25 protein-coding genes are annotated in these 24,468 nt (G+C 49.4%); 11 read left to right on the forward strand and 14 right to left on the reverse strand.

Features of this window, described 5'->3' with window-relative positions:
• The first annotated feature begins 16 nt into the window (after positions 1–16).
• A complete protein-coding gene (locus CLR69_RS05490) occupies positions 17–1,558 on the forward strand; it encodes a SpoVR family protein (protein WP_129707739.1) in 1,542 nt (513 codons plus the stop codon).
• A 104-nt stretch (positions 1,559–1,662) separates the two neighbouring features.
• On the opposite strand, the gene fadR is transcribed toward CLR69_RS05490, so the two are convergent.
• Complete coding sequence (gene fadR, locus CLR69_RS05495; RefSeq protein WP_129707728.1) at positions 1,663–2,382, reverse strand: fatty acid metabolism transcriptional regulator FadR; 720 nt, start codon at positions 2,380–2,382, stop codon at positions 1,663–1,665.
• Between the two features lie 230 nt (positions 2,383–2,612).
• On the opposite strand from fadR, the gene nhaB reads away from it, so the two are divergent.
• Both nhaB and dsbB read left to right on the forward strand, forming a co-directional pair.
• Positions 2,613–4,193, forward strand: a complete 1,581-nt coding sequence (gene nhaB, locus CLR69_RS05500) for a sodium/proton antiporter NhaB (protein WP_129711289.1) — start codon at positions 2,613–2,615, stop codon at positions 4,191–4,193.
• 194 nt (positions 4,194–4,387) lie between these two features.
• Positions 4,388–4,918 carry a disulfide bond formation protein DsbB gene (dsbB, locus tag CLR69_RS05505; RefSeq protein ID WP_129707725.1) on the forward strand — a complete coding sequence of 177 codons (531 nt, stop codon included), beginning with the start codon at positions 4,388–4,390 and terminating at the stop codon, positions 4,916–4,918.
• A 211-nt stretch (positions 4,919–5,129) separates the two neighbouring features.
• Here dsbB and CLR69_RS05510 read toward each other — a convergent pair whose 3' ends face one another.
• On the reverse strand, positions 5,130–5,327 hold the full coding sequence (locus tag CLR69_RS05510; RefSeq protein ID WP_010275471.1) for a DNA polymerase III subunit theta: 198 nt from the start codon (positions 5,325–5,327) through the stop codon (positions 5,130–5,132).
• A gap of 307 nt (positions 5,328–5,634) precedes the next feature.
• On the opposite strand from CLR69_RS05510, the gene mgtS reads away from it, so the two are divergent.
• A complete protein-coding gene (gene mgtS / locus CLR69_RS22840) occupies positions 5,635–5,730 on the forward strand; it encodes a protein MgtS (protein WP_005968788.1) in 96 nt (31 codons plus the stop codon).
• 159 nt (positions 5,731–5,889) lie between these two features.
• Here the strand turns inward: mgtS and CLR69_RS05515 are convergent, their stop codons facing one another.
• The 5 genes from CLR69_RS05515 to CLR69_RS05540 all read right to left on the reverse strand — a co-directional run bounded on the left by CLR69_RS05515 (position 5,890) and on the right by CLR69_RS05540 (position 10,404).
• Positions 5,890–8,229 carry a hypothetical protein gene (locus CLR69_RS05515; protein ID WP_129707723.1) on the reverse strand — a complete coding sequence of 780 codons (2,340 nt, stop codon included), beginning with the start codon at positions 8,227–8,229 and terminating at the stop codon, positions 5,890–5,892.
• A gap of 66 nt (positions 8,230–8,295) precedes the next feature.
• Positions 8,296–8,385 carry a hypothetical protein gene (locus CLR69_RS23390; RefSeq protein WP_395303118.1) on the reverse strand — a complete coding sequence of 30 codons (90 nt, stop codon included), beginning with the start codon at positions 8,383–8,385 and terminating at the stop codon, positions 8,296–8,298.
• 208 nt (positions 8,386–8,593) lie between these two features.
• A complete protein-coding gene (locus tag CLR69_RS05530; protein WP_014699866.1) occupies positions 8,594–9,040 on the reverse strand; it encodes a YcgN family cysteine cluster protein in 447 nt (148 codons plus the stop codon).
• Between the two features lie 106 nt (positions 9,041–9,146).
• Positions 9,147–9,803 carry a fumarylacetoacetate hydrolase family protein gene (locus CLR69_RS05535; RefSeq protein WP_129707717.1) on the reverse strand — a complete coding sequence of 219 codons (657 nt, stop codon included), beginning with the start codon at positions 9,801–9,803 and terminating at the stop codon, positions 9,147–9,149.
• Between the two features lie 343 nt (positions 9,804–10,146).
• Entirely contained in the window at positions 10,147–10,404 is a 258-nt protein-coding gene (locus CLR69_RS05540) for a YcgL domain-containing protein (protein WP_039275085.1), read from the reverse strand.
• 136 nt (positions 10,405–10,540) lie between these two features.
• Between CLR69_RS05540 and minC the strand changes: the two genes are divergently transcribed.
• The 3 genes from minC to minE are packed head-to-tail and all read left to right on the forward strand — an operon-like array spanning position 10,541 to position 12,333.
• Positions 10,541–11,227, forward strand: coding sequence for a septum site-determining protein MinC (minC, locus tag CLR69_RS05545; protein WP_129711290.1), 687 nt, complete (start codon positions 10,541–10,543; stop codon positions 11,225–11,227).
• A gap of 20 nt (positions 11,228–11,247) precedes the next feature.
• Positions 11,248–12,060, forward strand: coding sequence for a septum site-determining protein MinD (gene minD / locus CLR69_RS05550; protein WP_129707714.1), 813 nt, complete (start codon positions 11,248–11,250; stop codon positions 12,058–12,060).
• A 3-nt stretch (positions 12,061–12,063) separates the two neighbouring features.
• Positions 12,064–12,333: a cell division topological specificity factor MinE gene (gene minE / locus CLR69_RS05555; protein ID WP_005968801.1), complete on the forward strand. Its 270-nt coding sequence runs from the start codon at positions 12,064–12,066 to the stop codon at positions 12,331–12,333.
• 263 nt (positions 12,334–12,596) lie between these two features.
• Here the strand turns inward: minE and rnd are convergent, their stop codons facing one another.
• The 5 genes from rnd to CLR69_RS05580 form a co-directional block, all read right to left on the reverse strand.
• Positions 12,597–13,721, reverse strand: coding sequence for a ribonuclease D (gene rnd, locus CLR69_RS05560; RefSeq protein ID WP_129707712.1), 1,125 nt, complete (start codon positions 13,719–13,721; stop codon positions 12,597–12,599).
• 141 nt (positions 13,722–13,862) lie between these two features.
• Positions 13,863–15,548, reverse strand: coding sequence for a long-chain-fatty-acid--CoA ligase FadD (fadD, locus tag CLR69_RS05565; RefSeq protein ID WP_129711291.1), 1,686 nt, complete (start codon positions 15,546–15,548; stop codon positions 13,863–13,865).
• 286 nt (positions 15,549–15,834) lie between these two features.
• Positions 15,835–16,458 carry a Slp family lipoprotein gene (locus CLR69_RS05570; RefSeq protein WP_129711292.1) on the reverse strand — a complete coding sequence of 208 codons (624 nt, stop codon included), beginning with the start codon at positions 16,456–16,458 and terminating at the stop codon, positions 15,835–15,837.
• 97 nt (positions 16,459–16,555) lie between these two features.
• The gene (tsaB, locus tag CLR69_RS05575) at positions 16,556–17,257 is read right to left on the reverse strand and encodes a tRNA (adenosine(37)-N6)-threonylcarbamoyltransferase complex dimerization subunit type 1 TsaB (protein WP_129711293.1); all 702 of its coding nucleotides are present in this window, start codon (positions 17,255–17,257) and stop codon (positions 16,556–16,558) included.
• A 115-nt stretch (positions 17,258–17,372) separates the two neighbouring features.
• Complete coding sequence (locus CLR69_RS05580; protein ID WP_129707704.1) at positions 17,373–19,292, reverse strand: DNA repair helicase YoaA; 1,920 nt, start codon at positions 19,290–19,292, stop codon at positions 17,373–17,375.
• Positions 19,293–19,486: 194 nt separating this feature from the next.
• On the opposite strand from CLR69_RS05580, the gene CLR69_RS05585 reads away from it, so the two are divergent.
• A complete protein-coding gene (locus CLR69_RS05585; RefSeq protein WP_129707702.1) occupies positions 19,487–19,831 on the forward strand; it encodes a RidA family protein in 345 nt (114 codons plus the stop codon).
• A 273-nt stretch (positions 19,832–20,104) separates the two neighbouring features.
• On the opposite strand, the gene CLR69_RS05590 is transcribed toward CLR69_RS05585, so the two are convergent.
• Together CLR69_RS05590 and CLR69_RS23295 are read right to left on the reverse strand one after the other, a co-directional pair.
• On the reverse strand, positions 20,105–20,347 hold the full coding sequence (locus CLR69_RS05590) for a YoaH family protein (protein ID WP_129711294.1): 243 nt from the start codon (positions 20,345–20,347) through the stop codon (positions 20,105–20,107).
• A 31-nt stretch (positions 20,348–20,378) separates the two neighbouring features.
• The gene (locus CLR69_RS23295) at positions 20,379–20,510 is read right to left on the reverse strand and encodes a hypothetical protein (protein ID WP_277950130.1); all 132 of its coding nucleotides are present in this window, start codon (positions 20,508–20,510) and stop codon (positions 20,379–20,381) included.
• Here CLR69_RS23295 and pabB point away from each other — a divergent pair.
• The 3 genes from pabB to sdaA all read left to right on the forward strand — a co-directional run bounded on the left by pabB (position 20,478) and on the right by sdaA (position 24,376).
• Positions 20,478–21,932, forward strand: a complete 1,455-nt coding sequence (gene pabB, locus CLR69_RS05595; protein ID WP_129711295.1) for an aminodeoxychorismate synthase component 1 — start codon at positions 20,478–20,480, stop codon at positions 21,930–21,932. The genes CLR69_RS23295 and pabB overlap by 33 nt on opposite strands.
• Positions 21,929–22,522, forward strand: a complete 594-nt coding sequence (locus CLR69_RS05600) for a CoA pyrophosphatase (RefSeq protein ID WP_129707696.1) — start codon at positions 21,929–21,931, stop codon at positions 22,520–22,522. Before pabB ends, CLR69_RS05600 begins: the two co-directional genes overlap by 4 nt.
• A gap of 489 nt (positions 22,523–23,011) precedes the next feature.
• Positions 23,012–24,376: an L-serine ammonia-lyase gene (sdaA, locus tag CLR69_RS05605; protein ID WP_129711296.1), complete on the forward strand. Its 1,365-nt coding sequence runs from the start codon at positions 23,012–23,014 to the stop codon at positions 24,374–24,376.
• Positions 24,377–24,468: the final 92 nt, after the last annotated feature.

Below are 24,468 nucleotides of genomic sequence, written 5' to 3' on the forward strand. Positions count from 1 at the left end.
GTTAGGGGGCGCGCTGATGGCTATATCAACGGATAATCAGGTAAAAAAAACACTTCGCCTGAGTGATGGACCGGACTGGACATTTGAGTTATTGCAGGTTTATCTCGATGAGATTGATCGGGTAGCCAAGTTATATCGTCTGGCAACCTATCCTCACCAGATTGAAGTAATCACCTCAGAACAAATGATGGACGCCTATTCCAGCATAGGTATGCCGATCAACTATTCCCACTGGTCGTTCGGGAAGAAATTTATTGAAACCGAGCAACGTTACAAACATGGGCAGCAGGGGTTAGCATACGAAATCGTTATTAACTCCGATCCCTGTATCGCGTACCTGATGGAAGAGAACACGCTGCCGATGCAGGCACTCGTCATGGCTCACGCCTGCTACGGACACAATTCCTTCTTCAAAGGCAACTATCTGTTCCGCAGTTGGACTGATGCCAGCTCCATCGTCGATTACCTTCTCTTTGCGCGACAATATATCGCGCAATGTGAAGAGCGTTATGGCGTGGACGAAGTAGAACGACTGCTAGATTCCTGCCACGCACTGATGAACTATGGCGTTGACCGCTACAAGCGTCCGCAGAAAATCTCGCTCGAAGAGGAAAAATCTCGCCAGAAAAGTCGTGAGGCTTATCTACAAAGTCAGGTAAACGATCTCTGGAAAACCTTACCGCGCCGCGAACAAGGTGCCGCACCGGAACAAGCGAGACGCTTTCCGCAAGAGCCGCAGGAAAACCTACTCTACTTTATGGAGAAAAATGCACCGCTGCTGGAACCTTGGCAGCGAGAGGTTTTACGCATTGTGCGGAAAGTCAGCCAGTATTTTTATCCGCAGAAGCAAACTCAGGTGATGAATGAAGGTTGGGCCACCTTCTGGCACTACACCATCCTGAACCATCTCTATGATGAAGGCCGTGTATCTGAGCGCTTCATGCTGGAGTTCCTGCACAGCCATACCAATGTGATCTATCAGCCGCCGTATAACAGCCCGTATTACAGCGGCATCAACCCGTATGCGCTGGGTTTCGCGATGTTTCAGGACATTAAACGTATTTGTCAGTCGCCGACGGATGAAGATCGCTACTGGTTCCCCGACATTGCAGGTAAAGACTGGCTCGATACACTGCATTTCGCGATGCAGAATTTTAAAGACGAGAGCTTCATCAGCCAGTTCTTGTCGCCTAAATTGATGCGTGACTTCCGGCTCTTTACCGTGCTGGACGATGACCGAAACAACTATCTGGAAATTGCCGCGATTCATGACGAGGAAGGCTATCGTTTGATTCGTCAGGAGCTATCCGCACAGTACAACCTGAGTCATCTGGAGCCGAATATTCAGGTCTGGAACGTGGATTTGCGCGGCAATCGAGCGCTGACGCTACGCTATGTTCCACATAACCGCGCACCATTGGATAAAAGTAGTCAGGAAGTGTTGAAACACGTGCATCGCCTGTGGGGGTTTGACGTTTATCTGGAGCAGGCTAACTCAGATGGGAGCATTGAACTCATTGAGCGCTGCCCACCGCGTAACGGGGCTGCATCTACATAGCAGAATGCAGTTACACAGGTGAACAGTCTCGCCGATAAAAGACAAAGGGGATTCAGAATACCTGAATCCCCTTTTCATGTTTTCACCATGAAGCGAATAACGACTTAGCGGCGCACTTCCGCGATATCTCGCGGGATGGCGCTCTGCATACTGTGCCAGATCGCCCCACTTTCTTTGCCATAATGTCTGACGACATCCATGACTTGATCGTATAGCTCTTCGCTACGTAATGTTTCCAACCGACCATAAAAATTCACGGCCAGTTTGCGGGCTTCCGGGTTGGAAAAATAGTATCGCCCTACGCGAATATACAACCCTTTCAGGCCATTCAGAATCAGACCATAGATCGGGTTGCCGGAGGCAAAAGCCAAACCACGGAACACATTGTAGTCAAGTTGCGCAAAAGCTTCTGCACTGTCGTCCACCGCGTTTGCCTGAGTCAACACATCACGCACCTTTTCCGGGTGCTGGCGTAATGCCGTCCGAATAAAGATTGCGGCAATGTTAGTTCGCACAGCAAGCAAGTTGTCGATCAGTTGCGGCACGCTATCGTGATCGAGTCGAGCCAACGTTTCCAGAATATTGAGACCGGAGGTTTCCCAAAAATTGTTAATCTTTGTCGGTTTCCCGTGCTGTATCGTCAGCCAGCCATCACGGGCTAAGCGCTGCAGCACTTCACGCAGGGTAGTACGGGTCACGCCGATCAGTTCGGAAAGCTCTCTTTCCGCGGGCAAAATAGTGCCAGGAGGAAAACGGTTATTCCATATACTTTCGATAATGTATTCTTCCGCGAATCCAGCCGGACTTTGCGCCTTTATAACCATGTGTTTGATAATCCGTAGCGGTGATTGCCGAAAAAAGCCGAATCATAATACCAGACGAAAGAATCATGATATAGCGCCGTACTCAGGCACCGGACCATTTCAATGAAAAATTGTGACTGCAAACCGCCCTTTCACAGCGTAGAGCGGTAGACTTGTGACCGTTTGTAAAGTTTTTACTATATGATAAAAACCATCAAGCTATTATAACGAATAAGGATTCCACTCCCATTATGATCGCCATGCCCTTCCACCGTGCGCTGCTAAAAAACTTCCTGGGATACGCGCCAGACTGGTACAAACTGACTATTTTTGGTTTCTTACTGATTAATCCATTGCTGTTTTATTTTGTTAGCCCGTTTTGGGCCGGTTGGTTATTGGTCGTGGAGTTTATTTTTACGCTCGGCATGGCGCTGAAATGTTATCCGCTACAGCCTGGTGGTCTGCTGGCACTACAGGCGATACTCATCGGTATGACCAGTCCGCAGCAGGTATGGCATGAAGTCACTGGGAACATTGAAGTTCTCATGCTGTTAGTGTTTATGGTGGCAGGCATCTATTTCATGAAGCAACTGCTGCTATTTGTGTTTACCAAACTGCTGCTGCGCATCCATTCCAAAACCCTGCTCTCTCTCGCTTTCTGTATGGCTGCGGCGTTCCTCTCCGCCTTTTTAGATGCGTTGACGGTGATTGCCGTCATTATCAGTGTTGCTATCGGGTTTTATGGTATTTATCACCGTTTCGCCTCTCAACAGGGTGAAGATGAAGCCGATATCAGTGATGACAGTGCATTAAGCAACGAGGAACATCATCGTACGCTGGACCAATTCCGTGCATTTCTACGTAGTTTGATGATGCACGCAGGCGTCGGTACGGCGCTGGGCGGAGTGATGACGATGGTCGGCGAACCGCAGAACCTGATTATTGCGAAAAGCGCAGGCTGGGATTTCGTCAGTTTTTTCCTGCGCATGTCACCAGTGACCGTGCCCGTCTTTATATGCGGCATCTTGACCTGCGTGCTGGTCGAACGCTTCAAGCTCTTCGGCTATGGGGTAAATCTGCCGGACAACGTGCGCCGCGTGCTCGAGGATTACGATAAGGGCATGACAGAAAAGCGTACACCGCAGGATAAAGTACGTTTGTTCGTGCAGGCGGTAATTGGCGTTTGGCTCATCATCGCACTGGCGTTTCATCTGGCCGAGGTCGGGCTGATTGGCCTTTCCGTGATTATTCTGGCCACCACGTTCTGCGGCGTGACCGAAGAACACGCTATCGGTAAAGCCTTTCAGGATGCCATGCCGTTTACCGCGTTGCTGACGGTTTTCTTTGCCATCGTCGCCGTCATTATCGATCAGCAACTGTTCTCACCAATTATTCACTACGTCCTGCAATCTTCTGATAGCGCCCAGTTGACGCAGTTTTATCTGTTCAATGGCCTGCTATCGTCGATATCGGATAACGTCTTTGTGGGATCGGTTTATATCAATGAGGCGCGCAATGCGTTTGAGAGCGGCAAAATCTCGTTACCCCAGTTTGAGCTACTCGCCGTGGCGATCAATACCGGCACCAACCTGCCTTCTGTCGCCACACCGAATGGGCAAGCTGCGTTTCTATTTCTGCTGACATCCGCGCTGGCTCCGCTTATCCGACTGTCTTACGGGCGCATGGTGATCATGGCGCTGCCTTATACCATCGTGATGACGCTGGTCGGGTTGCTTTGCGTTGAGTTTACGCTAGTGCCGTTTACTGACTTTTTGCTGAATAATCACTGGATTTCTTTGCCAAATTTGACCATATCAGGCAGCCACTCATAATCACGATCGTGTATAGTAATCACGGTGGCGACAATTTCCGTCTTGATGATGTTATCAATACTATTTTCGCCGCCATAAAATGATAGAAAAGCATCAAATAAACATATCGTTACGTTTTGCACAGTGAAATGATGGCAGTGAAGCCAGAACGGTTTACACTGCTGCTTTAATCATGTTTAGCATGGAATATTTTTATGTTGCGATTTCTTAATCGTTGCTCACGCGGACGTGGTGCGTGGCTGCTGCTGGCGTTTACTGCTTTAGCATTGGAATTGACTGCACTCTATTTTCAGCATGTTATGTTATTAAAACCGTGCGTGCTGTGTATTTATCAGCGTTGCGCGCTGTGGGGCGTTTTCGCAGCAGGTATTGTTGGTGCCATCGCACCAACAACAGCGTTGCGCTACCCGGCCATCGCGTTATGGATATACAGTTCTTACGAAGGCGTTCAGCTGGCCTGGAAACACACGGATATTTTGTTAAATCCGTCGCCGTTTACCACCTGTGATTTCTTTGTCAGCTTCCCATCATGGTTGCCTTTAGACAAATGGCTCCCGGCCATTTTCAATGCGACAGGGGATTGCTCAGTGCGTCAGTGGGAATTTCTCTCTCTGGAAATGCCACAATGGCTGCTTGGCATCTTCGTCGCTTATCTGTTGATTGCCGCGCTGGTATTGATCGCTCAGCCTTTTCGTCCCAAACGTCGCGACCTCTTCAGCCGTTAACGTTAATTATATACCCTAAATAATTCGAGTTTCAGGACAAAACGTTAACGTTTTGAACAACGCAAAGCGTTGGCCCTTCAGGGCGAGACCCACGATGGGCCGAGTATTTGAACGCAGCCAACGCACATGCAACTTGAAGTATGACGGGAATAGACCGAAAAGCCCGACGATATGTCGGGCTTCTGGTAACTGTTTCCACGCTGTCCAACCCTCACTGCTGTGGTCGGTAGATATCGCGATAATGGCCTAATCGTTCATTAAAAAAAGGCCTCTTTTCCTGCGGGATTCTTCGTGATATTTCATCAGCGTCGATCTTTTTTTCCTGACTTTCCATAAAAGCAATCGTGGAGGCAGCAAAGTCGGTGTACTGCTCGCTGTACTCAAGAATGATTTTCTCAAAGTTAATCACATGCTCGCCCTCCTGCTGGTTACACTGCTCTAAAATTATACAACACGTCACGATTTATGCCGGAAACGGCAGCATGATTCGCACAAGGAAAATGTGACGTAGTGGGCAAAAAGCAGATGAACTTTTCAGTTCGGGGCATGTGATACGGCGTTTCCTCCCTCAACCATATGTAAACCATCACCCCCTTTCTGAGCGTTTTTTCTTCATTAGAACGTCCCTTATGCCTATAGTACATACGCAGGTCAACAATGACTTTTCACCCGATGAGGTATTTCTATCGCAATTGATTTATTCAGGAGAAACAACGATGTTAGGTAATATCAATATTTTCATCGCCGTATTGGGCGGCATACTTTTTCTTAGCTTTCTGGCGGCGTATCTGAGCCCCAAGTGGGATGACTAATGAGCTCTGACTCTCCCCCCGATAAAAAGCCCCTCTTCTGAGAGATTCAGACTGAGGGGCTTCTTGTTTCAGCCAGGCAACAACCCGTACCAAATAAAAATTATCAATACGACGCAGTAAGACACAAAATGACTAAACGCGGTGAATTTCTGCCACAAGTCAAGATGTGAAAATTTCATACTCACCAGTAATATCGATCCTGCCAGCTTCTGGCGTTCCAAGTTGCGTTGAACCGTTGGAAGAGATAACTATGGATTGCGTTCCTGGCTCTGCATAAGCGGTTATGCCATTGGTCACATCAAACCCTATCCATTCACCTATGTTAAACCCTCCTCTAACTCCAGATGATGTGCTAAATGGAGGTAGTGAAATCCTGATTGCACCATCAAATCCACTCGCATCACTCCAAGCTAATGCCAGGCGGAAGTTAACTCGGTTGTTTAATATTTTATAAACACCGGTCCGATTAACATAATGGATAGAACCCGTTGTTGTAGTACCCGTTATGGTGGGTTCAAATCCCATATCTAACCCGATTATTTTGTCACTCGAGACGACTTGTGATGTATTTCTCGGATTGGTCATTGGTTGCATATAATTTCCAGAACTACCGTAATCTCTGTGCATACCAGAAATATCAACGTTACTACCGGCCTCAAAAGCCACAGACTTACCAATTCCACTTACTCGACAATTATCAGCACCCTTGACGTGAAGTGAACCGTCTTTGTCAGACATCATGATGTTGCATCCAACAACTTTTGATGCAAAGGGGTCACATGTAAGGAAGAGAGAATCTCCCTTTAGCCCGCTAGATATGAATGATCCGCTACAGTTAACCGAAGGAAGTGAAGGGTATCCGTTAGGGTTCTCTGGAAACTCGGTATCAATCATTATCCCATGAGTATATGAAGTATCAGAGTCAGACCCCACGCAGGCCGGGTTGGATATAGACACATCATTACTACCAAGTATCTTAATCAGAGAGTTATCAGCAGGCCCATTCATTCCAGTGTATATGCCAGAAACTATCCCTGCTCTAGAACCATTAAAGGTGTCAATTCTACAATCTGAGTTTATAGAGCGAGATATAATATCTGACTTCCAGTAAATGCAGGTATCAAATGCAGCATTTACACACTGCGCGTTTCCTGAAATGGATGGGGCCTCGCAGTGTTTAAAGTAAACGGAAACATTCGTCAATGAGCAGCTTATTTTGAAATTTTTTACAGGATTTATTTTAACTGCCTTCAGCTCTTGGATGTAACCATAGCCGTACACCGTTTTCTGTACCGTATTAAATGAAGCGCTATCGGCCTTTCTTACTTGAAGAATTTCCATCCGGCGATACTGGCGAAGATTTGACTCACTTACGTTGCTGTATACGCGAGGCGATGTTGGCGTTTCTTGTGTGTATGCGTCACTGACGTCAGTGGGATAATTAGAGATGACAATGATATCACCTGAGTTGAATGCATTAGGTTCGGTAAACTCACTCACAGAGGGGTTGGGGTATGTTTTAGAGAATGTACTGATAACATCCGACTCCTCACCGAATACATTAAAAATAAGTGATGGAGTTCCGTTTGCTGGTGTTTCTGGTCCTAAAATTTCCCCACCAGTAATATCAATATTATCGCAGCCTGACAAGTCATAAGACCCAGCGCTCAGATAGGTGACACCACCGATAATCAGTTGCCCACCGCCAATAGCTTTTAACCTTTCAATGGCCGCAATAAACGCAAGTTTGTCATCGCTCACACCATCAACTATGCCGCCACAACTACGCAGAGTGACGATTTTATTTAATGTATCGATCTCATCCTGAACCGTGTCACCAGAAGATGTGACACTTAATTGCGCCCCTATCGGATTAGCAAACGCAATCATGACATCAGCGGCAGAGCCAAATTCAGGAAGTACACTCACCGGGCGGCCACTAGCATTAGCAACAAGCTTCCCTTCCATCAGTGAAAGGTTAGGCATCCCCGGGATTGATGTCCCTGATATACGCAGCGCATTCAAATCTCCAGAGAAAGGATACGTTGATCTGAATGCGATGGCGTTATAGCCGATCTGAATCGGGTCTTCTGCCTCGACTTGCCAGCAGTCACCATAAATATTAAAAACCAACGTCCCATTCACAACATCACGCGCGCAGCCAAAGTCCGGCGCTCTTGTCCATGCTGCGGGGCCGGCCAACCAGATACCATTATCGATAGGATTGTCTTGATTGATTAATAATATTCGCATGCCTGCTTGTGTTGTTATAGTGCGATCACCCGTCATGGTAGATGACTCAATTGTCTGCTCCCCATATGTGGTGATGTGATAGTCTGCTGAAATGGCAACGGCTGGTTTTACTGCTACGGAAGTAGTTAACCCAAACAGCCGATCTTCTGATGTTGCTGACATGTATATTTCTCCAAACGTGAGTAGTCGCTCTAGGGATAATCCAGCAGCAATAAAAAAGACCGCACATGCTGTCATCACAGCCATTAAGATAGCCTTTAATAGTACTGCCGTCCTACGGTTTGGCTACGCTCATAGTTTCCCCTTGGCAATTCAAGCACTGCTTACGGACATACGCTTGTAGCCCAGTACTTGCTTTATGATGGTTTCACGTCTCTCTCTGAGAGTAAAATAATCTCGGATAGCGGAGTCAGTAAGTCGGACGCTGGCGGCATTAACCACGCAGGAGGTGGCGTAGATGGGAATGGATGATATACAACGTTTACGAAAAATGGATGAGTGACAACAACGGTGATCAGTTGAGCATTTTGAACACCACTGTTACTGACGATACCCCATCCATGCCCCAAGCATCATTCAAGTGATACAAAAGTTCTTTTAATTCAACACCTCACCGCGCCCACTCAGGTTTATTCAGTATATGATCCTGCCAATCCACCACCTCACTTTCGCGCACGGCAATATGACGGACAGAGATACGCTCACGATGCATTGCCGTCTTGGTACCACAGACCAGCGGATGCCACTGCGGTAAATCCTCACGCTCATGGACCAGACGATAGGCACAAGTCGCCGGTAGCCAGTTAAACGTCAGCAGATTTTCTCGCGTCAGCTTGATGCAGTCCGGCTCATACTCGAAACGTTTCTCATAGTTACGGCACTGGCAGCTTTTAATATTAAGTTGATTACAGGCGACGTTGGTAAAGTAGATCTCCTCCGTATCCTCATCAATCAGTTTATGCAAACAGCACTGACCGCAGCCATCGCACAGCGACTCCCATTCATCGTCAGACATCTCAGACAACGTTTTTTGCTGCCAAAAAGGGCGTTCAGTCATGTTTCTTCCTGTTGTAAATCTATAGCGTTGTAAAAAAGATGCGTGATTCTGGCAGGCACTGCGGGGAAGTGTTGCTGCCCGTCGTTCAACACGGGCAGCCAGAGCGTTAGATAATACGTGTGCTCAGCGTCCGGTCATTTACCGTAATCGTCAGCATATCGCCTGACAGAATCGGTCCGACCCCTTTTGGCGTACCCGTCAAAATAATATCGCCCGCGCGTAGCGTAAAGAAACGGCTCATATAGGCAATCAGCGGCAGAATCGGCGTAATCATATCACGCGTGTTGCCCTGCTGGCGCACTTCATCATTCACTTTTACACCCAGATCGGTTTGCTGTGGATCGCCAAACTCAGCAACCGGAATAAAACCGGAGATCGGGCAGGAACCATCAAAGGCTTTAGCTTTTTCCCACGGCTGGCCTACTTTCTTAAATTCGGACTGTAAATCACGCAGCGTCAAATCCAACGCCACGCCATAACCCGCAATGGCTCTGGCGACGCGTTCTTCATTCGCCTGCTTTAACGGGGTCCCGATCAGCACCGCCAGTTCGACTTCGTGGTGAACCGATCCCAGATTTTTAGGAATCGCGACTGGCTGACGTAAATCACACAGTGCGGTTTCAGGTTTAATGAATAACACTGGCTCGCTCGGGGTCGCATTTCCCATCTCTTTGATGTGTTCTGAGTAGTTGCTTCCGACGCAAACGACTTTATTTACGGGGAAATCAAGCAACGCGCCCTGCCAGTCTCTGTGTTGATACATGGGTATTCTCCTGCCCTGTCTGTTGGATTATCGCTGCCTTCGTGGCGTAAAACATGCCCAAAAAGAAAACAGCCATATTAAAAACACGATGGTGCAAAACCATCGTTATATCATCGCAACGGGGGTTACCCCAACAGATTTCAGGAGAGCGAGGCCAGCGATTGCGTGGTCTGAAGAAGGCGTCATAACCTATCAAAAATGGAAACTATTAAATTATGACAGAGTAAAACTCGAAAGGTGAATATTTATCGCGCGGAATATCATGCAAACGGCCGAGATATTCCACACCAAATTATGTTTGCGGCTTTATCTGAAAGTATGCCTTGGTATTATTTTTTTACACTTACACAGGCGTGTTTAATAAGCTCTCAACCGGAGGAGGTACTTGCAGATAAAAACCTTGTTCCTGTAGCGCAAGTTTCACTTTTTCTATATCGGCATTCGCCAGTTTTTTACGCCCATCCAGCGGTAAAACCATGGCTAACTGCGGCGCACCGAAACTTTTCATTAATTCTTCCGGGACACGTGAGAAATCGTCTTTTTTTTCAACATAAAGATAGGTCTGATCGCGTTTCGCACTTCGATAGATCACACAAAACATTTTTTTTACTCTATTTGATGGGAATGCCATCTTGCCTGTATATAATTGTAACTATAACATGCTTACAGCGCTCTGGAATATCATGCCTTAAATGTTACTCTAGGGATTAAAAGATGCTGAAACTGAGTCAGGATAGATGTCACAAACGCCAATAGAGCTAAAAGGCAGCAGCTTTACCTTATCGGTTGTTCATTTGCATGATTCCCAACCCGAGGTAATTTACCAGGCACTACAGGAAAAAATAGAGCAAGCGCCTGCTTTCCTGAAAAATGCCCCCGTTGTCATTAATGTTGCTGCATTAACAGCGGAAACCGACTGGATAAAATTGCAGCAGGCTATTTCGTCAACTGGCCTGCATGTCGTTGGCGTCAGTGGATGCAACGACGATGCGTTAAAGAAAATCATTGCACAGGCGGGGCTTCCCCTTCTGAGCGAAGGTAAAGCACAACGCCGGGTAGTCGAACCCGTCGCCGCCGTTCCTGCGGCAGTGAAAACGAAAGTCATCAACACCCCTGTTCGCTCCGGCCAACAGATTTACGCCCGGAACTGTGACTTAATCGTCACAAGCAGCGTCAGCGCAGGGGCAGAGGTGATTGCCGACGGCAATATTCATATTTACGGCATGATGCGTGGCCGAGCCCTCGCAGGCGTTTCTGGTGATGTTCAGAGCCAGATATTCTGTACGCATCTGGCCGCAGAACTGGTCTCTATCGCGGGTCGTTACTGGCTTAGCGACCAGATACCGGAAGCGTATTTTGGGCAGCCAGCACGGATCAACCTGAACCAGCTGGACAATGTGTTAACGATAAAACCTCTAGACTAGAATCTCCCAAGGAAACATTTATGGCACGCATCATTGTTGTTACATCGGGTAAAGGGGGCGTTGGCAAGACCACATCAAGCGCGGCCATTGCTACCGGTTTAGCCCAGAAAGGAAAAAAGACCGTTGTCATCGATTTTGACATTGGTCTGCGTAACCTCGACCTGATCATGGGATGTGAGCGTCGCGTAGTATATGACTTCGTGAACGTTATTCAGGGTGATGCCACGCTGAATCAGGCGTTGATCAAAGATAAGAGAACGGACAATCTCTACATTCTGCCAGCATCACAAACACGTGATAAAGATGCGTTAACGCATGAAGGCGTTGAAAAAATACTCAACGATCTGGGCGATATGGAGTTCGATTTTATCGTATGTGATTCGCCAGCAGGGATTGAAACGGGTGCGCTAATGGCGCTCTATTTCGCCGACGAAGCGATTATCACTACCAACCCGGAAGTTTCTTCCGTTCGTGACTCTGACCGTATTCTGGGCATTCTGTCTTCGAAATCACGTCGTGCGGAACGTTCTGAAGATCCAATCAAAGAACATTTGCTGCTGACGCGTTACAACCCAGGTCGGGTGAGCCGTGGCGACATGCTGAGTATGGAAGACGTTCTTGAAATCCTACGTATTCCACTGGTTGGCGTGATTCCTGAAGATCAATCCGTACTCCGCGCCTCTAACCAGGGCGAACCCGTTATTCTGGATGCTGAAGCCGATGCAGGCAAAGCCTACGCGGATACCGTTGAGCGTTTGCTTGGCGAAGATCGTCCTTTCCGTTTTATTGAAGAAGAGAAGAAGGGTTTCCTTAAACGACTTTTTGGGGGATAAATTATGGCTTTACTGGACTTCTTTCTGTCCCGCAAAAAAACGACAGCCAATATTGCCAAGGAACGGCTGCAAATTATTGTCGCGGAGCGACGCCGGGGTGATAGTGAACCCCATTATCTGCCGCAATTAAAGCGAGACATTCTTGAGGTTATCTGTCGATATGTACAGATTGATCCTGAGATGGTGACTGTTCAACTTGAGCAAAAAGGAGATGATATTTCCGTGCTTGAGTTGAACGTTACATTACCGGAAGCGGAAGAAACGCCTAAATGATTTTTCTGCTGTAGTATCCCCTGCTTTTAGGCAGGGGATATATACTCATCTGTCATCCAAATGACTGACTTAAGTAAGTTCGTCGAAATTCTTTCTTTTGTCGTTTTTCTAAAACTCGAATCACTCAGAATAAGCTGTATATTTACACAGTCCTTTATTTCTCATTCTGTTTTTTACCGCTCTCGCCTCACCCTATTTGCTACTTTTCATGTTTGAATCATCGCAACAAATAAGGCGTATTGAGAATAATCGTTTGTCAGTGATTAATAGCTCTGCAAAATTTCACGCAGTTCATCGCCATATAACTGGCCGCGCCAGCCGGACAACATTTCCGACATACTCGTCTCCTGCCCAGTTAATTTCCAGTGCCAGTTTAGCAGACGATTAATTTGGCGACGTGACGCCAATAACTCTGCGGATAATCCACTCTGTTCGCTCGCGCGCTGCACCAACGCCTTGATATCTTTAAATGCTTTTTTATAGCCGGGATAGTCGATCAAATTTATCACTGGCGGAGGACAATCCGCGTCAGAGATACCTTCAGTCTGCGCAACACAATCCAACAATGTTTTCCCGTGGTAGCGAATCTCAGGCCCACTCAGCCCCAGTGAGCTCAGCTCACCCAGAGAAGTAGGCAGACAACGCGCCACCTGTAAGAGATTCTCTTCACGTACGACAAAATTCACCGCGCTGTCCCGCTCACGCGCTTTGCGCAAGCGCCACTCAGCCAGACGCTGAAGGCACGCCAGATTCCGTCCACGCAGTTGCCAGGCGTTACCAAATTCACGATAGGCCAGCGCTGGTGCCAAGATATCCTGTTTACGCTGACAAAGCAGAAGGCACTCGTCCAGCGCGGCATTCATCCACCCAGCCTCTTCCGTATCAGCCACCAGTTGAATCGCCATCGGCAGCAGGTAGAACACATCGGCGGCGGCGTAGTCACACTGCTTTTCGCTCAGCGGCCGGGCGAGCCAATCTGTTCTCGATTCGCTTTTATCCAGCGACACGTTCATGTAGTCGGCCACCAGCGCAGCGAATCCATAAGAAAGCGGTTTGCCTAAAAATGCAGCCAGAATCTGTGTGTCAATGAAAGGCGTCGGCAATGTCCCAAACGTATTGAGAAACACTTCTAGATCTTCGCTGCCTGCATGCAGGAATTTAGTGACCTGCTCGTCACGTAATAACGCCTGAAAGGGTGCCCAGTCTGTAATCGTTAACGGGTCAATAAGTGAAAGCTGTTCGCCGTCATACAATTGAATCAACCCTAATTGTGGGTAGTACGTGCGGGTTCTGACGAACTCTGTGTCCAATGCCACCTGCGGAAAGCGTCGCGCCTGAGAGCAAACCTGTTGTAACCCGATGTCGGAAGTGATCAACTGATAATTCAAAACGTCATTCTCTTGGTTGTTTTTACTTTACGGTTCTGGGGCAAATCCGTATCGCTATAAAAAAGAACGCCGGATAAACCGGCGTGAAAACATCATATCGCGTCCTGCCTCTCTCTGGCAGTCGTTTTTCGCGTAAAATCGTCAGGCGGCAGCGTCTTTCTTCGCCTTCTTATCATCGCGCAATTCGCGGCGCAGGATTTTCCCAACGTTAGATTTCGGTAAATCATCGCAGAATTCGATCTCTTTCGGCACTTTATAGCCGGTTAGGTTACGACGGCAGTGGGTGATGAGTTCCTCTTTCGTTAACGAGTTATCACGTCTGACTACAAAGGCTTTCACTGCCTCACCGGATACCTCATTCTCCACCCCAATCACCGCCGACTCGGATACTTTAGGATGACGGCTGATAACATCTTCAATTTCTGTCGGATAGACATTAAAACCGGAAACCAGAATCATATCTTTCTTACGATCGATGACTCGCAGGAACCCTTCGTCGTCAGAAGTGACGATGTCACCTGTTGCCAGCCAGCCGTCTTTTAACACCTCATCCGTTGCGGCTGGCTGCTGCCAGTACCCTAACATCACCTGTGGCCCACGCACCCACAGCTCACCTGATTCACCCGGGCCTGCGTCGTTACCGTTATCGTCAATGATTCTGACATCCGTTGATGCCACAGGTAGCCCAATACTGCCGCTGTATTGTTTTAGATCGTAAGGATTTACTGCTACCAGAGGGGAGCTTTCTGTTAACCCATACCCTTCAAGCAGATGTTTACCCGTTAGTTTCTCCCAGCGTTCCGCTACCGCCCGTTGCACCGATGCGCCGCCGCCAACCGCTAGACGCAACGTTGAGAAATCAAGCTCATGGAATTCTTTATTATTTAACAGTGCATTAAACAGCGTATTGACGCCCGTAATCGCTGTAAAAGGATACGCTTTCAGTTCTTTTACCACTGCTGGAATATCTCGGGGATTGGTGATCAACAGATTCTGCCCACCCAACTCAAAAAACAGCAGACAGTTAGCCGTTAAAGCAAAAATATGGTAAAGCGGCAACGCCGTGACCACCCATTCATTTCCTTCTCTCAATACCGGGCCATAAGCAGCAAGACACTGTGCTACATTCGCCTGCATATTGCGGTGCGTGAGCATAGCGCCTTTCGCCACGCCCGTCGTGCCGCCGGTATATTGTAGAAACGCGAGATCGCTATTGATGATCTCAGGTCGAACGTACTGTTGGCGCCGCCCTTCCTGTAACACGCGACGGAAGGATATCGCATCAGGAAGATGGTATTTAGGCACCAGCCGCTTAATGTATTTCACGACGAAATTAACCAACGTGCCTTTTGCCGTAGATAGTTGGTCACCCATGCGGGTCAGGATGACGTGCTTCACTGCGGTGTTATGGACGACTTTTTCCAGCGTATGCGCAAAGTTAGACACAATAACAATCGTGCTGGCTCCGCTGTCTTTTAGCTGATGCTCCAGTTCACGCGGTGTATACAGCGGGTTAACGTTGACAACCACCATACCTGCACGCAACACACCAAACAGTGCAACGGGGTATTGCAGCAAATTAGGCATCATCAATGCTACGCGATCGCCTTTCTGCAATTTAAGCTGGTTTTGCAGATAAGCCGCAAATGCCCGGCTCCGCTCTTCCAACTTGCGAAACGTCATCACCTCACCCATGTTGATAAATGCAGGTCGATCGGCATAACGCCTGACGTTATTTTCAAACATTTCAATCAACGACGAATAGCGATCCGGATCGATTTCCGCCGGTACGTCCGCTGGGTAGCGTGATAACCAAATTTTTTCCAAGACGTCACTCCCGAGATATTTTTTTAGTGGCATCGTCGTCGCCCTCAGAGGCATATTGTTATTAACATTATTTTAACTCAGCCTACCAGTTAGCTAACAAACAATGTTAAGGTTGCGAGAACGATCACTAATTTATTCTTTATTCAAAAAAAATCAGGCAACCTGCGTCGCCTGATCTCTTTACGTCGAACGAAATAATTTTAGAGCTTATCCGATAGGACGTTATTGGCGCAGTCACTTTGGACACGGACAGCGCGGAAAAATGACAAGTAAAATAGCCCTATTCTTATTCTGTCACGACATTCTCAATCCGCGCCGGACCAGGCCACCCGCCGTCAAATCCCCATCCGGGGCCCCAGCCGTAGCCGTAACCCGCGCGCCATCCCCATGGACCATAACCGCCTGGCGGCACCATCAGACGCTGCACGACATTCCAGCGTTTGTAGCCTTGCGCATTAACAACGACATAGCGATAAGGTTTATCACCGATAGCGCCCTGTTCGGTGCCAACAATCGGCCCCACAACGGTGACCAATTGGTCTTTAAAATCGACAGGCTCCAGGAAGCGATTCACATAGGCAATGAAACGCCCTTCTGACGGCATATCCAACAGAGGTTTCGCGCCGCTATCTAGCGGCATGCTGGCGATCTCCAGACGCGTTTTATTCGCTTCATTGCGGATGCTGACCACTCGTCCACCAAAGCGTGATTCCTGACCGACATAAATTTGCGGCGCATTCATCACACGAACGAGATCGTCCTGCGGCGTTGGCGACGTACCTTTGATGGCATCCGGCACCGTGACACAGCCTGAAAGCAACAGCGCTACCGCAGCTAGCATACAAAAGCGTGCTCTTTTCTGACTCAGATGCAGACATTTCATTTGTATACTTTTTATCTGTACACGCATGGCACAACCCCTCTTCAGATATCTGATCGTTAGACTGCTCAGCATCGAATAAGTTGCTGTTTATTCCCGTTATACGTATGAAAAATATGTGTTCTGGCTACTCGCGACCGGGCAATTTTTTCCAGGTTACTTCATTGCGCAGGTAACGCGGTTGCGCATTCTCGACACTGACTGCTCTTCCTGATTGCCATAGCTGACAGGCCAGCGGCAACATGTCCTCTGCCTGCGGCAGTAGAACGTCCCCCTTCGCTAACACCAGCGAAGCATGGTTTACCAGCTCAGGATAGGTTTCCCATCCAGTTCCTACCGTGGCCCATTCACCTGACAGCTCGGCAGTTAAGGCCTGCACCTGCTCAGGCTTCAATACCGCTTCCTCAGATTCGCCCAGCCAGCCACCGCCAGCATCACGCTGATAACAGCCCCAGTACACTTCCCCCATTCGCGCATCAATAGCAGCCAATACTTGCGTTGCCTGCGTCAGGCGGAAAGCGCCCTGCGCCATCGTCGCCAGTGACGATACGCCAAGCAACGGTAAATCCGCCCCCAGCGCCAACCCTTGTGCAATACCAATACCAATCCGCACACCGGTAAAACTTCCCGGCCCCTGACCAAAGGCCAACGCATCAAGATCTTTGAGCGTCAGGCCGCTGTCGGCCAGCACCTGCTGAACCATCGGCAGGATACGTTGCGTGTGCTCACGGGGACAAATTTCGAACAGAGAATGAATTTCACCTTCATTCCAGAGTGCGACGGAACAGGCTTCCGTTGCGGTATCAAGCGCTAGAATTCGCGTAGACATGCCAACCTCAGGCAGGATAAATAAATCTTAACAACCCACATCATAGCATAAGCGCCTGTCGCGCCGCAGCCCTTCCCACCATCGGTCAAGCCATGCGGCAATCAATAACAGAGGATTATGTGTTACGCGTCAGGAAATTAATTGCCTGCCGAATATCGCGAGTGCGCGGCGTTGGCGGCAAGCTGTTAAGGAACACGGCACCGTACGGCCGCATCACTAATCGATTATCGCAAATCACAATCACACCGCGATCCTCAACATCACGGATGAGACGACCCACGCCTTGTTTCAGAGTAATCACCGCATCGGGAACCTGCACATCGTCGAACGGTTCACCGCCGCGCAGACGGCAATCCTCTATGCGTGCTTTCAGCAGCGGATCGTCCGGTGAGGTAAACGGCAATTTATCGATAATGACGCAGGAGAGCGTATCTCCGCGCACATCCACGCCTTCCCAGAAGCTGCTGGTCGCTACCAATAAAGCATTCCCCGCCGACACAAACTGCGACAGCAGTTGTGCTTTGCCGGTTTCCCCCTGCAACAGTACCGGTAGCGTCAGCGTAGCGCGGAACTCTGCGGCTAAGTCGCGCATCATCTGATGCGAGGTACACAACATAAAACAACGTCCCTGATTCGCTTCAATCAACGGCCGCAACATCGCTGCTAACCTTTTCGCCGCACCGGGGCGATTCGTTTCAGGCAGGTTACGAGGGACGCAGAGCAACGCCTGATTCGCATAATCAAACGGGCTGGGTAACAGGAGCGTCTTGGCGTTATCCAACCCCAGCCTATCAGTGAAGTGGAAGAGTTGATCGTTAACAGACAGCGTCGCAGAGGTAAACACCCAGGCTGCGGGCTTCTCCTTGAGCAGTTCGCGAAAGCGATCGGCGACCGACAATGGCGTCAGCGCCAACACAAAATGACGCGAATTGCATTCATACCAGTAGCTGTAACCCGGCAACTGGACGTCTTTCAGTCGTTTCAGTCGGTTGCGGTAAAGCGTGGCGCGTTCAAAGGCCACATCCAGCAGCGCAGAACGGCCGAGCGACAGTTTCGCGACGTCGTAACACAGCTCCAGTGCGTCATCCAACAACAACAGCGCACGCTGAAGCGATGGTTGTTCAAGCACATCCCGTAGATTGCCGCGAAACCCCGGATCGCCCAGCGCCAACCGGAAATCCTGCGTACTCTGCGTCAGGCGATCGGCGCTTTTCTGTAGTTGAGAAGCATCACGCACCTCAGTGCGGTAGGCAATGATGATGTCTTTTGCCAGATCCAGCAATTGGCGGCTGGAAAGCTGTTGGCCAAAATATTGGCTGGCAATATCGGGTATCTGATGGGCTTCATCGAAAATCACGACATCACTTTCCGGGATCAGCTCCGCGAATCCCGTTTCCTTCACCACCATGTCCGCCAGATAAAGATGATGGTTAACCACCACAATATCGGCATCCATCGCTTTGCGCCGCGCCTTCACCACGAAACATTCTTTATAATGCGGACAGTCGCTGCCCAGACAGTTATCGTTGGTGCTGGTCACTAATGGCCAGATCGCGCTATCTTCCGCCACGCCTGAGCAGGTTGTGACATCACCTTCCGTTGTTTCTGACGACCAGCCGCGCAGCCTGACCAGTTCGCTCAGCGTTTCACCGGGCAAATCACCGCCCCCAAGCGATTGCTGTTCAAGCCGTTCCAGACAGAGATAATTCGAGCGGCCTTTCAACAGCGCTAATTTGCCTTTGTACTTCAGCGCCTGCGCAATGGTCGGCAAATCACGACTATAGAGCTGATCCTGTAGCGCTTTCGATCCGGTCGAAATGATGACTTTTTTATCTGAACGCAAGGCTGGCGCAAGGTAAGCATAGGTTTTACCCGTTCCGGTTCCTGCTTCCACCACCAGCGCCGTTTTGTCGTCAATGGCCTGCATGACTGCCTGCGCCATCTGCCGCTGTGGTTCACGAGGCTTGAAGCCCGTGATCGCTTTTGCCAGCGCGCCATCATTAGCAAAATCATCGATTACCGGATCTTTCGTCACGCCCGCTCTCTTTTCAAAGGAATACCCTATCTAGTAAGGCCTATAAGCCCCTAACCGTTTCAGGTCACGGCAAAAATACCGCGCTGATTATGCCAAGAGTCACTCGCCGCTACCACCCTAAATCAGGAACGCGTGCCGACATCGACTGTGTTAGGCTTGGCGATTCGCTTTTATTACGTAGGAGAAACTTCATCATGGCGATCATACGAATTAATCCTGAAGCACGCTGGTCAGACGCGGTCATCCACAACAACACACTCTATTACACCAGCGTGCCAGAAAATTTGGACGACGGGGCGCAGGCACAAACGGAAAACGCGCTGGGCGCGATAGATGCGATCCTGAAACAGGCGGGAACGGATAAGAGCAAGCTGCTGGACGTTACGATTTTTCTCGCCGATGCCGGTGATTTTGCCGCGATGAACGCCGCGTGGGATGCCTGGGTCGTGGCGGGCAGCGCGCCAGTACGCTGCACCGTGCAGGCGAAGTTGATGCATCCGAAATTTAAAGTCGAAATAAAAGCAATCGCGGCGGTATAAGCCATAAGGCTGAATAATGTGGTAAGTGAGGGACAAATTCGTCGGGAACGAATTTGATCAGCGAACGGCTGTCCTCCGGTGAGAGACAGGATGCCTCTCATTTCATCCCGATGAGCTTACTCCGGTAAGTGATTCGGGTGACAAATCTGCCGGAAGCAGATTTGAACGCTGCTTGCAGCGGCCCTTCAGAGCGAGGCCCACAACGGGCCGAGTATTTAAGCGCAGCCAACACACACGCAACGTGAAGGATGACAGGTATAGGGGGAAGTGCGCTTACTGTTCTTCCTCTTCTTCACCATCGTCAAAATGCTGTTCATCATCGCTCTCATTAACCGTGTCATCATCGTCTTCGTCAAACATCATCGCGACGTTATCACCGTTATGATTTTCACGGATTTCAGCCGCGACGAGCGCGATCGCCTGGCCGCTGCTCATGCCCTCAGACATCAGTTCCTGAATACGCTCTACGGCATCTTGCTGCTGCTTATGCGTCAGCGCGGGCATACCTGCAATCATGATTATTTCCTGGTTGATAAATTCGCACGTATCATCGCATGCCCGCTTTGGCATACACCAGCATTTCTGCTTTGTGGTACGCTGTGGTCAGTAAAATAGACACCATAATAGTAAACACAACACGAAAAACATGACTGCCGCCAATACGACTCACGTCACTCATACAAGAGATTCCATGAGCGATTCGACCACTGGGACGGGCCCTGCCGTTCTCTATCACACGCTGCCTTACTACCCGAACGTGTTGCTCGATCGCTTTGCGCCTTTTTCCCAACAGCCATGGACTATGCTGCTGCATTCTGGGTTTGCCAATCATCCTCACAATCGTTTCGATGTCATGGTCGCCGATCCACGAGTCACGCTGTGTACGCGTGAAGGTAAGATAGAAATCACACGTGACGGCGTAACGAATTTCACAGACGGTGATCCGTTCGATCTTCTTCAACAGCAGTTGGATGCATTGGCGCTGCCCACCGAAACCCATCCTGATTTTCCTTTTCAGGGAGGAGCACTTGGTCTGTTCGGCTACGATTTAGGGCGTCAGATTGAAACGCTACCTACACAGGCCGAGCAGGATATCAACCTGCCGGATATGGCGATTGGTTTATACGACTGGGCGCTGGTCGCCGACCATCATAGGCAGACGTTAACGCTGATCGTACATCATTCCCTTCAAGCGCGGCTCGACTGGTTAGCCACCCTGCCTGTTAACACGACGAAAGCCGATTTCAGCCTCACCAGCGACTGGCAGCCGAATATGTCACGTGACGCATACGGCGAGAAATTCCGCAAAATACAGGACTACCTTCTGGCAGGCGATTGCTATCAGGTCAATCTGGCGCAGCGTTTCTCTGCAACTTACGCTGGTGATGAATGGCAAGCATTTTTACGGTTGTCCGCAGGAAATAAAGCCCCCTTTTCAGCCTTCCTGCGCCTGCCGGAAAATACGGTAATCAGCGTATCGCCGGAACGCTTTCTCTGGCTGGAAAACAATCACATTCAAACACGGCCAATTAAGGGCACATTACCGCGCCTCGCAGACCCAGATGACGATAAACAGCAGGCGGTGCGGCTCGCTAACTCCGAGAAAGATCGCTCTGAGAATCTGATGATTGTCGATCTTCTACGCAACGATATTGGCCGAGTGGCCGTTCCGGGCAGCGTTCGCGTACCGGAATTATTCATCGTCGAGCCTTTTCCTGCGGTACACCACCTGGTCAGCACGATTGAAGCACAATTACCAGAAAATTGCCCTGCCACTACGCTGCTACGCGCCTGTTTTCCCGGTGGATCGATTACCGGCGCGCCAAAAATCCGCGCTATGCAGATTATTGAAGAACTAGAGCCTCAGCGTCGCAATGCTTACTGTGGCAGCGTCGGTTACATTAGCCTCTGTGGAACCATGGACACCAACATCACAATCAGGACGTTATTAACCGAACGCGGCAGAATCTATTGTTGGGCAGGCGGTGGCATCGTCGCCGATAGTCAGGAACAGGCTGAATATCAGGAAACGTTTGATAAAGTAGGCCGCATTCTTCCCCTACTGGACGGCTCCCAGACAATTCAGGGACTAAGCAAATGAGTGAGATCGTCTTGCCATCAACGGCTTTTGCACTGAATGACTTTATTACGCGCTTTCAGCTACAGCTTCCGCCATCACTACGGCCGGTGCATCAGCAGCGTCAGGCAGCGGTTCTGGTACCAATTATTTGTCACCCTACGCCCACATTATTATTGACCCGACGTTCTGCCGATCTCCGTAAACATGCAGGACAAGTCGCGTTCCCTGGCGGGGCAGCAGACAAAACGGATCGTTCAATCATCGAAACGGCGCTGCGTGAAGCACAGGAGGAAGTGGCTATCCCACCGGAGAATGTTCAGGTGTTAGGCGTTCTACCGCCGTTGGACAGCGTTAGCGGCTTTCAGGTCACGCCCGTCGTCGGGCTGATTGCTGCACAGACTCGATTTCACCCTAATGAAGATGAAGTCGCCGAATTGTTTGAAATGCCGCTAAACGAGGCTTTTGCGTTGACCCGCTATTACCCGCTGGACATTGAGCGTAAACAGCAACGCCACCGGGTCTATCTCTCCTGGTATCAGCAGCAGTTTGTCTGGGGATTGACCGCAGCAATCATCCACCAGCTCGCTTTACAGACTTCCGACAAACCCTAAGTACAATGCGCACTCTGCGGCTTTCGGTTCGGCACTTCTTTTACCCCGCCAATTATCCTCACTTTCAAAGCGGTCTTGTCGAGCAAAAATCACTCATGTAGATAATTTACAATGATTTAGGTCGTATTTGAGATAAGTTAAATTGTGCATTGGCATAAGTTTATTTCATGCGAAAAAGAAAGCCTAACAACATATTCCACACTACAATAGCGCGATTTGACGAGTTTTATTCTAATCTTTGGGTATATATCCACTACAATTCAGGTCATGTATCGCCAAAACCGGAATCGCCAGATAGTTTGCAACATACACTCTAAATAATTCGAGTTTCAGGACAACATGTTAGCGTTTTGAACAACGTAAAGCGTTTGCCCTTTAGGACGAGACTCATATTGAAATGCAACGAGTATCACTATCTGATGATGAAGGCGCTGGAAGCTGATAGCCAGAAAGTAGCGGGTACGATCCTGAGTCTTTAAGGAGTTTCGCGTGATAAGCGTTTTCGACATGTTTAAGATCGGTATTGGCCCCTCTAGCTCTCATACGGTTGGACCGATGAAAGCCGGTAAGCAATTTGTCGATGAATTAATCAACCAGAATTTACTGGCTGCAACCACGCGTATTGCTGTCGATGTGTATGGCTCGCTGTCGCTAACAGGTAAAGGCCACCATACGGATATCGCCATCATCATGGGTCTTGCAGGCAACATGCCGGATACCGTTGATATCGATTCGATTCCCGGCTTTATCCGCGATGTTGAGCAACGCGAACGCCTGCTGTTGGCTAATGGACAGCACGAGGTCGATTTCCCACGCGAAGGCGGTATGGTTTTCCGCAGTGAAAATCTGCCGTTGCACGAAAACGGCATGACCATCACCGCCTTTGCCAGTAATAAAGAGATTTATAGCAAAACCTACTACTCCATCGGCGGTGGCTTCATCGTTGATGCAGAGAATTTTGGCAAAGATGCCGCTACCGACGTCTCTGTTCCTTATACGTTCAATTCCGCTAAAGAAATGCTGGATCACTGTAAACAGAGTGGCCTGTCGCTTTCTGGAATGGTGATGCGTAACGAACTGGCGTTGCACAGCCGTCAGGAGATTGATGCCTACTTTGCCGACATTTGGCAGACGATGCGTGCCTGTATCGATCGCGGCATGAATACCGAAGGCGTTTTACCCGGCCCGCTGCGCGTACCACGTCGCGCTTCCGCGCTGCGTCGTATGCTGGTGTCTTCCGATAAGCACTCCAATGACCCGATGAACGTGGTGGACTGGGTGAATATGTTCGCGCTAGCGGTAAATGAAGAAAATGCCGCAGGGGGCCGCGTGGTTACCGCACCAACAAACGGCGCGTGCGGTATCGTCCCAGCCGTCCTCGCCTATTACGACCACTTCATCGAGCCCGTTAGCCCGACTATTTATGTTCGTTATTTCCTTGCTGCGGGCGCAGTCGGCATTCTGTACAAAATGAACGCCTCGATCTCCGGTGCTGAAGTGGGCTGTCAGGGTGAAGTGGGCGTAGCCTGTTCCATGGCTGCTGCGGGACTGGCAGAACTGATGGGCGCAAGCCCGGAGCAGGTTTGCGTCGCTGCCGAGATCGGTATGGAACACAATCTGGGTTTAACCTGCGACCCGGTTGCCGGTCAGGTACAGGTTCCATGCATCGAGCGCAACGCGATTGCTTCTGTTAAGGCGATTAACGCCGCTCGCATGGCCACGCGCCGCACCAGTGAAGCCCGTGTATCACTGGATAAGGTGATTGAGACCATGTACGAGACGGGGAAAGACATGAACGCCAAATACCGCGAAACCTCACGAGGCGGACTGGCGATTAAAGTTCAGTGTGATTAAAAGTACAGGGTGATTAATCCGTTTTCACCCGACTTCAGTTCCATCATAAAAAAGCCCCGCCAAATTGGCGGGGCTTTTTTGCAATCGGCTAA

The organism is Pectobacterium zantedeschiae (genome assembly GCF_004137795.1).
In the GTDB taxonomy this organism is placed as follows: domain Bacteria; phylum Pseudomonadota; class Gammaproteobacteria; order Enterobacterales; family Enterobacteriaceae; genus Pectobacterium; species Pectobacterium zantedeschiae.

Coding starts and splice junctions, on each gene's coding strand:
- dsbB (WP_129707725.1), top strand. CDS start 4,388: ATGTTGCGATTTCTTAATCGTTGCTCACGCGGACGTGGTGCGTGGCTG.
- minD (WP_129707714.1), top strand. CDS start 11,248: ATGGCACGCATCATTGTTGTTACATCGGGTAAAGGGGGCGTTGGCAAG.
- CLR69_RS05535 (WP_129707717.1), bottom strand. CDS start 9,803: ATGTATCAACACAGAGACTGGCAGGGCGCGTTGCTTGATTTCCCCGTA.
- pabB (WP_129711295.1), top strand. CDS start 20,478: ATGACTGCCGCCAATACGACTCACGTCACTCATACAAGAGATTCCATG.
- CLR69_RS05490 (WP_129707739.1), top strand. CDS start 17: ATGGCTATATCAACGGATAATCAGGTAAAAAAAACACTTCGCCTGAGT.
- CLR69_RS05585 (WP_129707702.1), top strand. CDS start 19,487: ATGGCGATCATACGAATTAATCCTGAAGCACGCTGGTCAGACGCGGTC.
- nhaB (WP_129711289.1), top strand. CDS start 2,613: ATGATCGCCATGCCCTTCCACCGTGCGCTGCTAAAAAACTTCCTGGGA.
- minE (WP_005968801.1), top strand. CDS start 12,064: ATGGCTTTACTGGACTTCTTTCTGTCCCGCAAAAAAACGACAGCCAAT.
- CLR69_RS23295 (WP_277950130.1), bottom strand. CDS start 20,510: ATGAGTGACGTGAGTCGTATTGGCGGCAGTCATGTTTTTCGTGTTGTG.
- CLR69_RS05515 (WP_129707723.1), bottom strand. CDS start 8,229: ATGGCTGTGATGACAGCATGTGCGGTCTTTTTTATTGCTGCTGGATTA.
- CLR69_RS05590 (WP_129711294.1), bottom strand. CDS start 20,347: ATGATTGCAGGTATGCCCGCGCTGACGCATAAGCAGCAGCAAGATGCC.
- tsaB (WP_129711293.1), bottom strand. CDS start 17,257: ATGTCTACGCGAATTCTAGCGCTTGATACCGCAACGGAAGCCTGTTCC.
- CLR69_RS05600 (WP_129707696.1), top strand. CDS start 21,929: ATGAGTGAGATCGTCTTGCCATCAACGGCTTTTGCACTGAATGACTTT.
- CLR69_RS05570 (WP_129711292.1), bottom strand. CDS start 16,458: ATGCGTGTACAGATAAAAAGTATACAAATGAAATGTCTGCATCTGAGT.
- CLR69_RS05530 (WP_014699866.1), bottom strand. CDS start 9,040: ATGACTGAACGCCCTTTTTGGCAGCAAAAAACGTTGTCTGAGATGTCT.
- minC (WP_129711290.1), top strand. CDS start 10,541: ATGTCACAAACGCCAATAGAGCTAAAAGGCAGCAGCTTTACCTTATCG.
- mgtS (WP_005968788.1), top strand. CDS start 5,635: ATGTTAGGTAATATCAATATTTTCATCGCCGTATTGGGCGGCATACTT.
- CLR69_RS05540 (WP_039275085.1), bottom strand. CDS start 10,404: ATGTTTTGTGTGATCTATCGAAGTGCGAAACGCGATCAGACCTATCTT.
- fadR (WP_129707728.1), bottom strand. CDS start 2,382: ATGGTTATAAAGGCGCAAAGTCCGGCTGGATTCGCGGAAGAATACATT.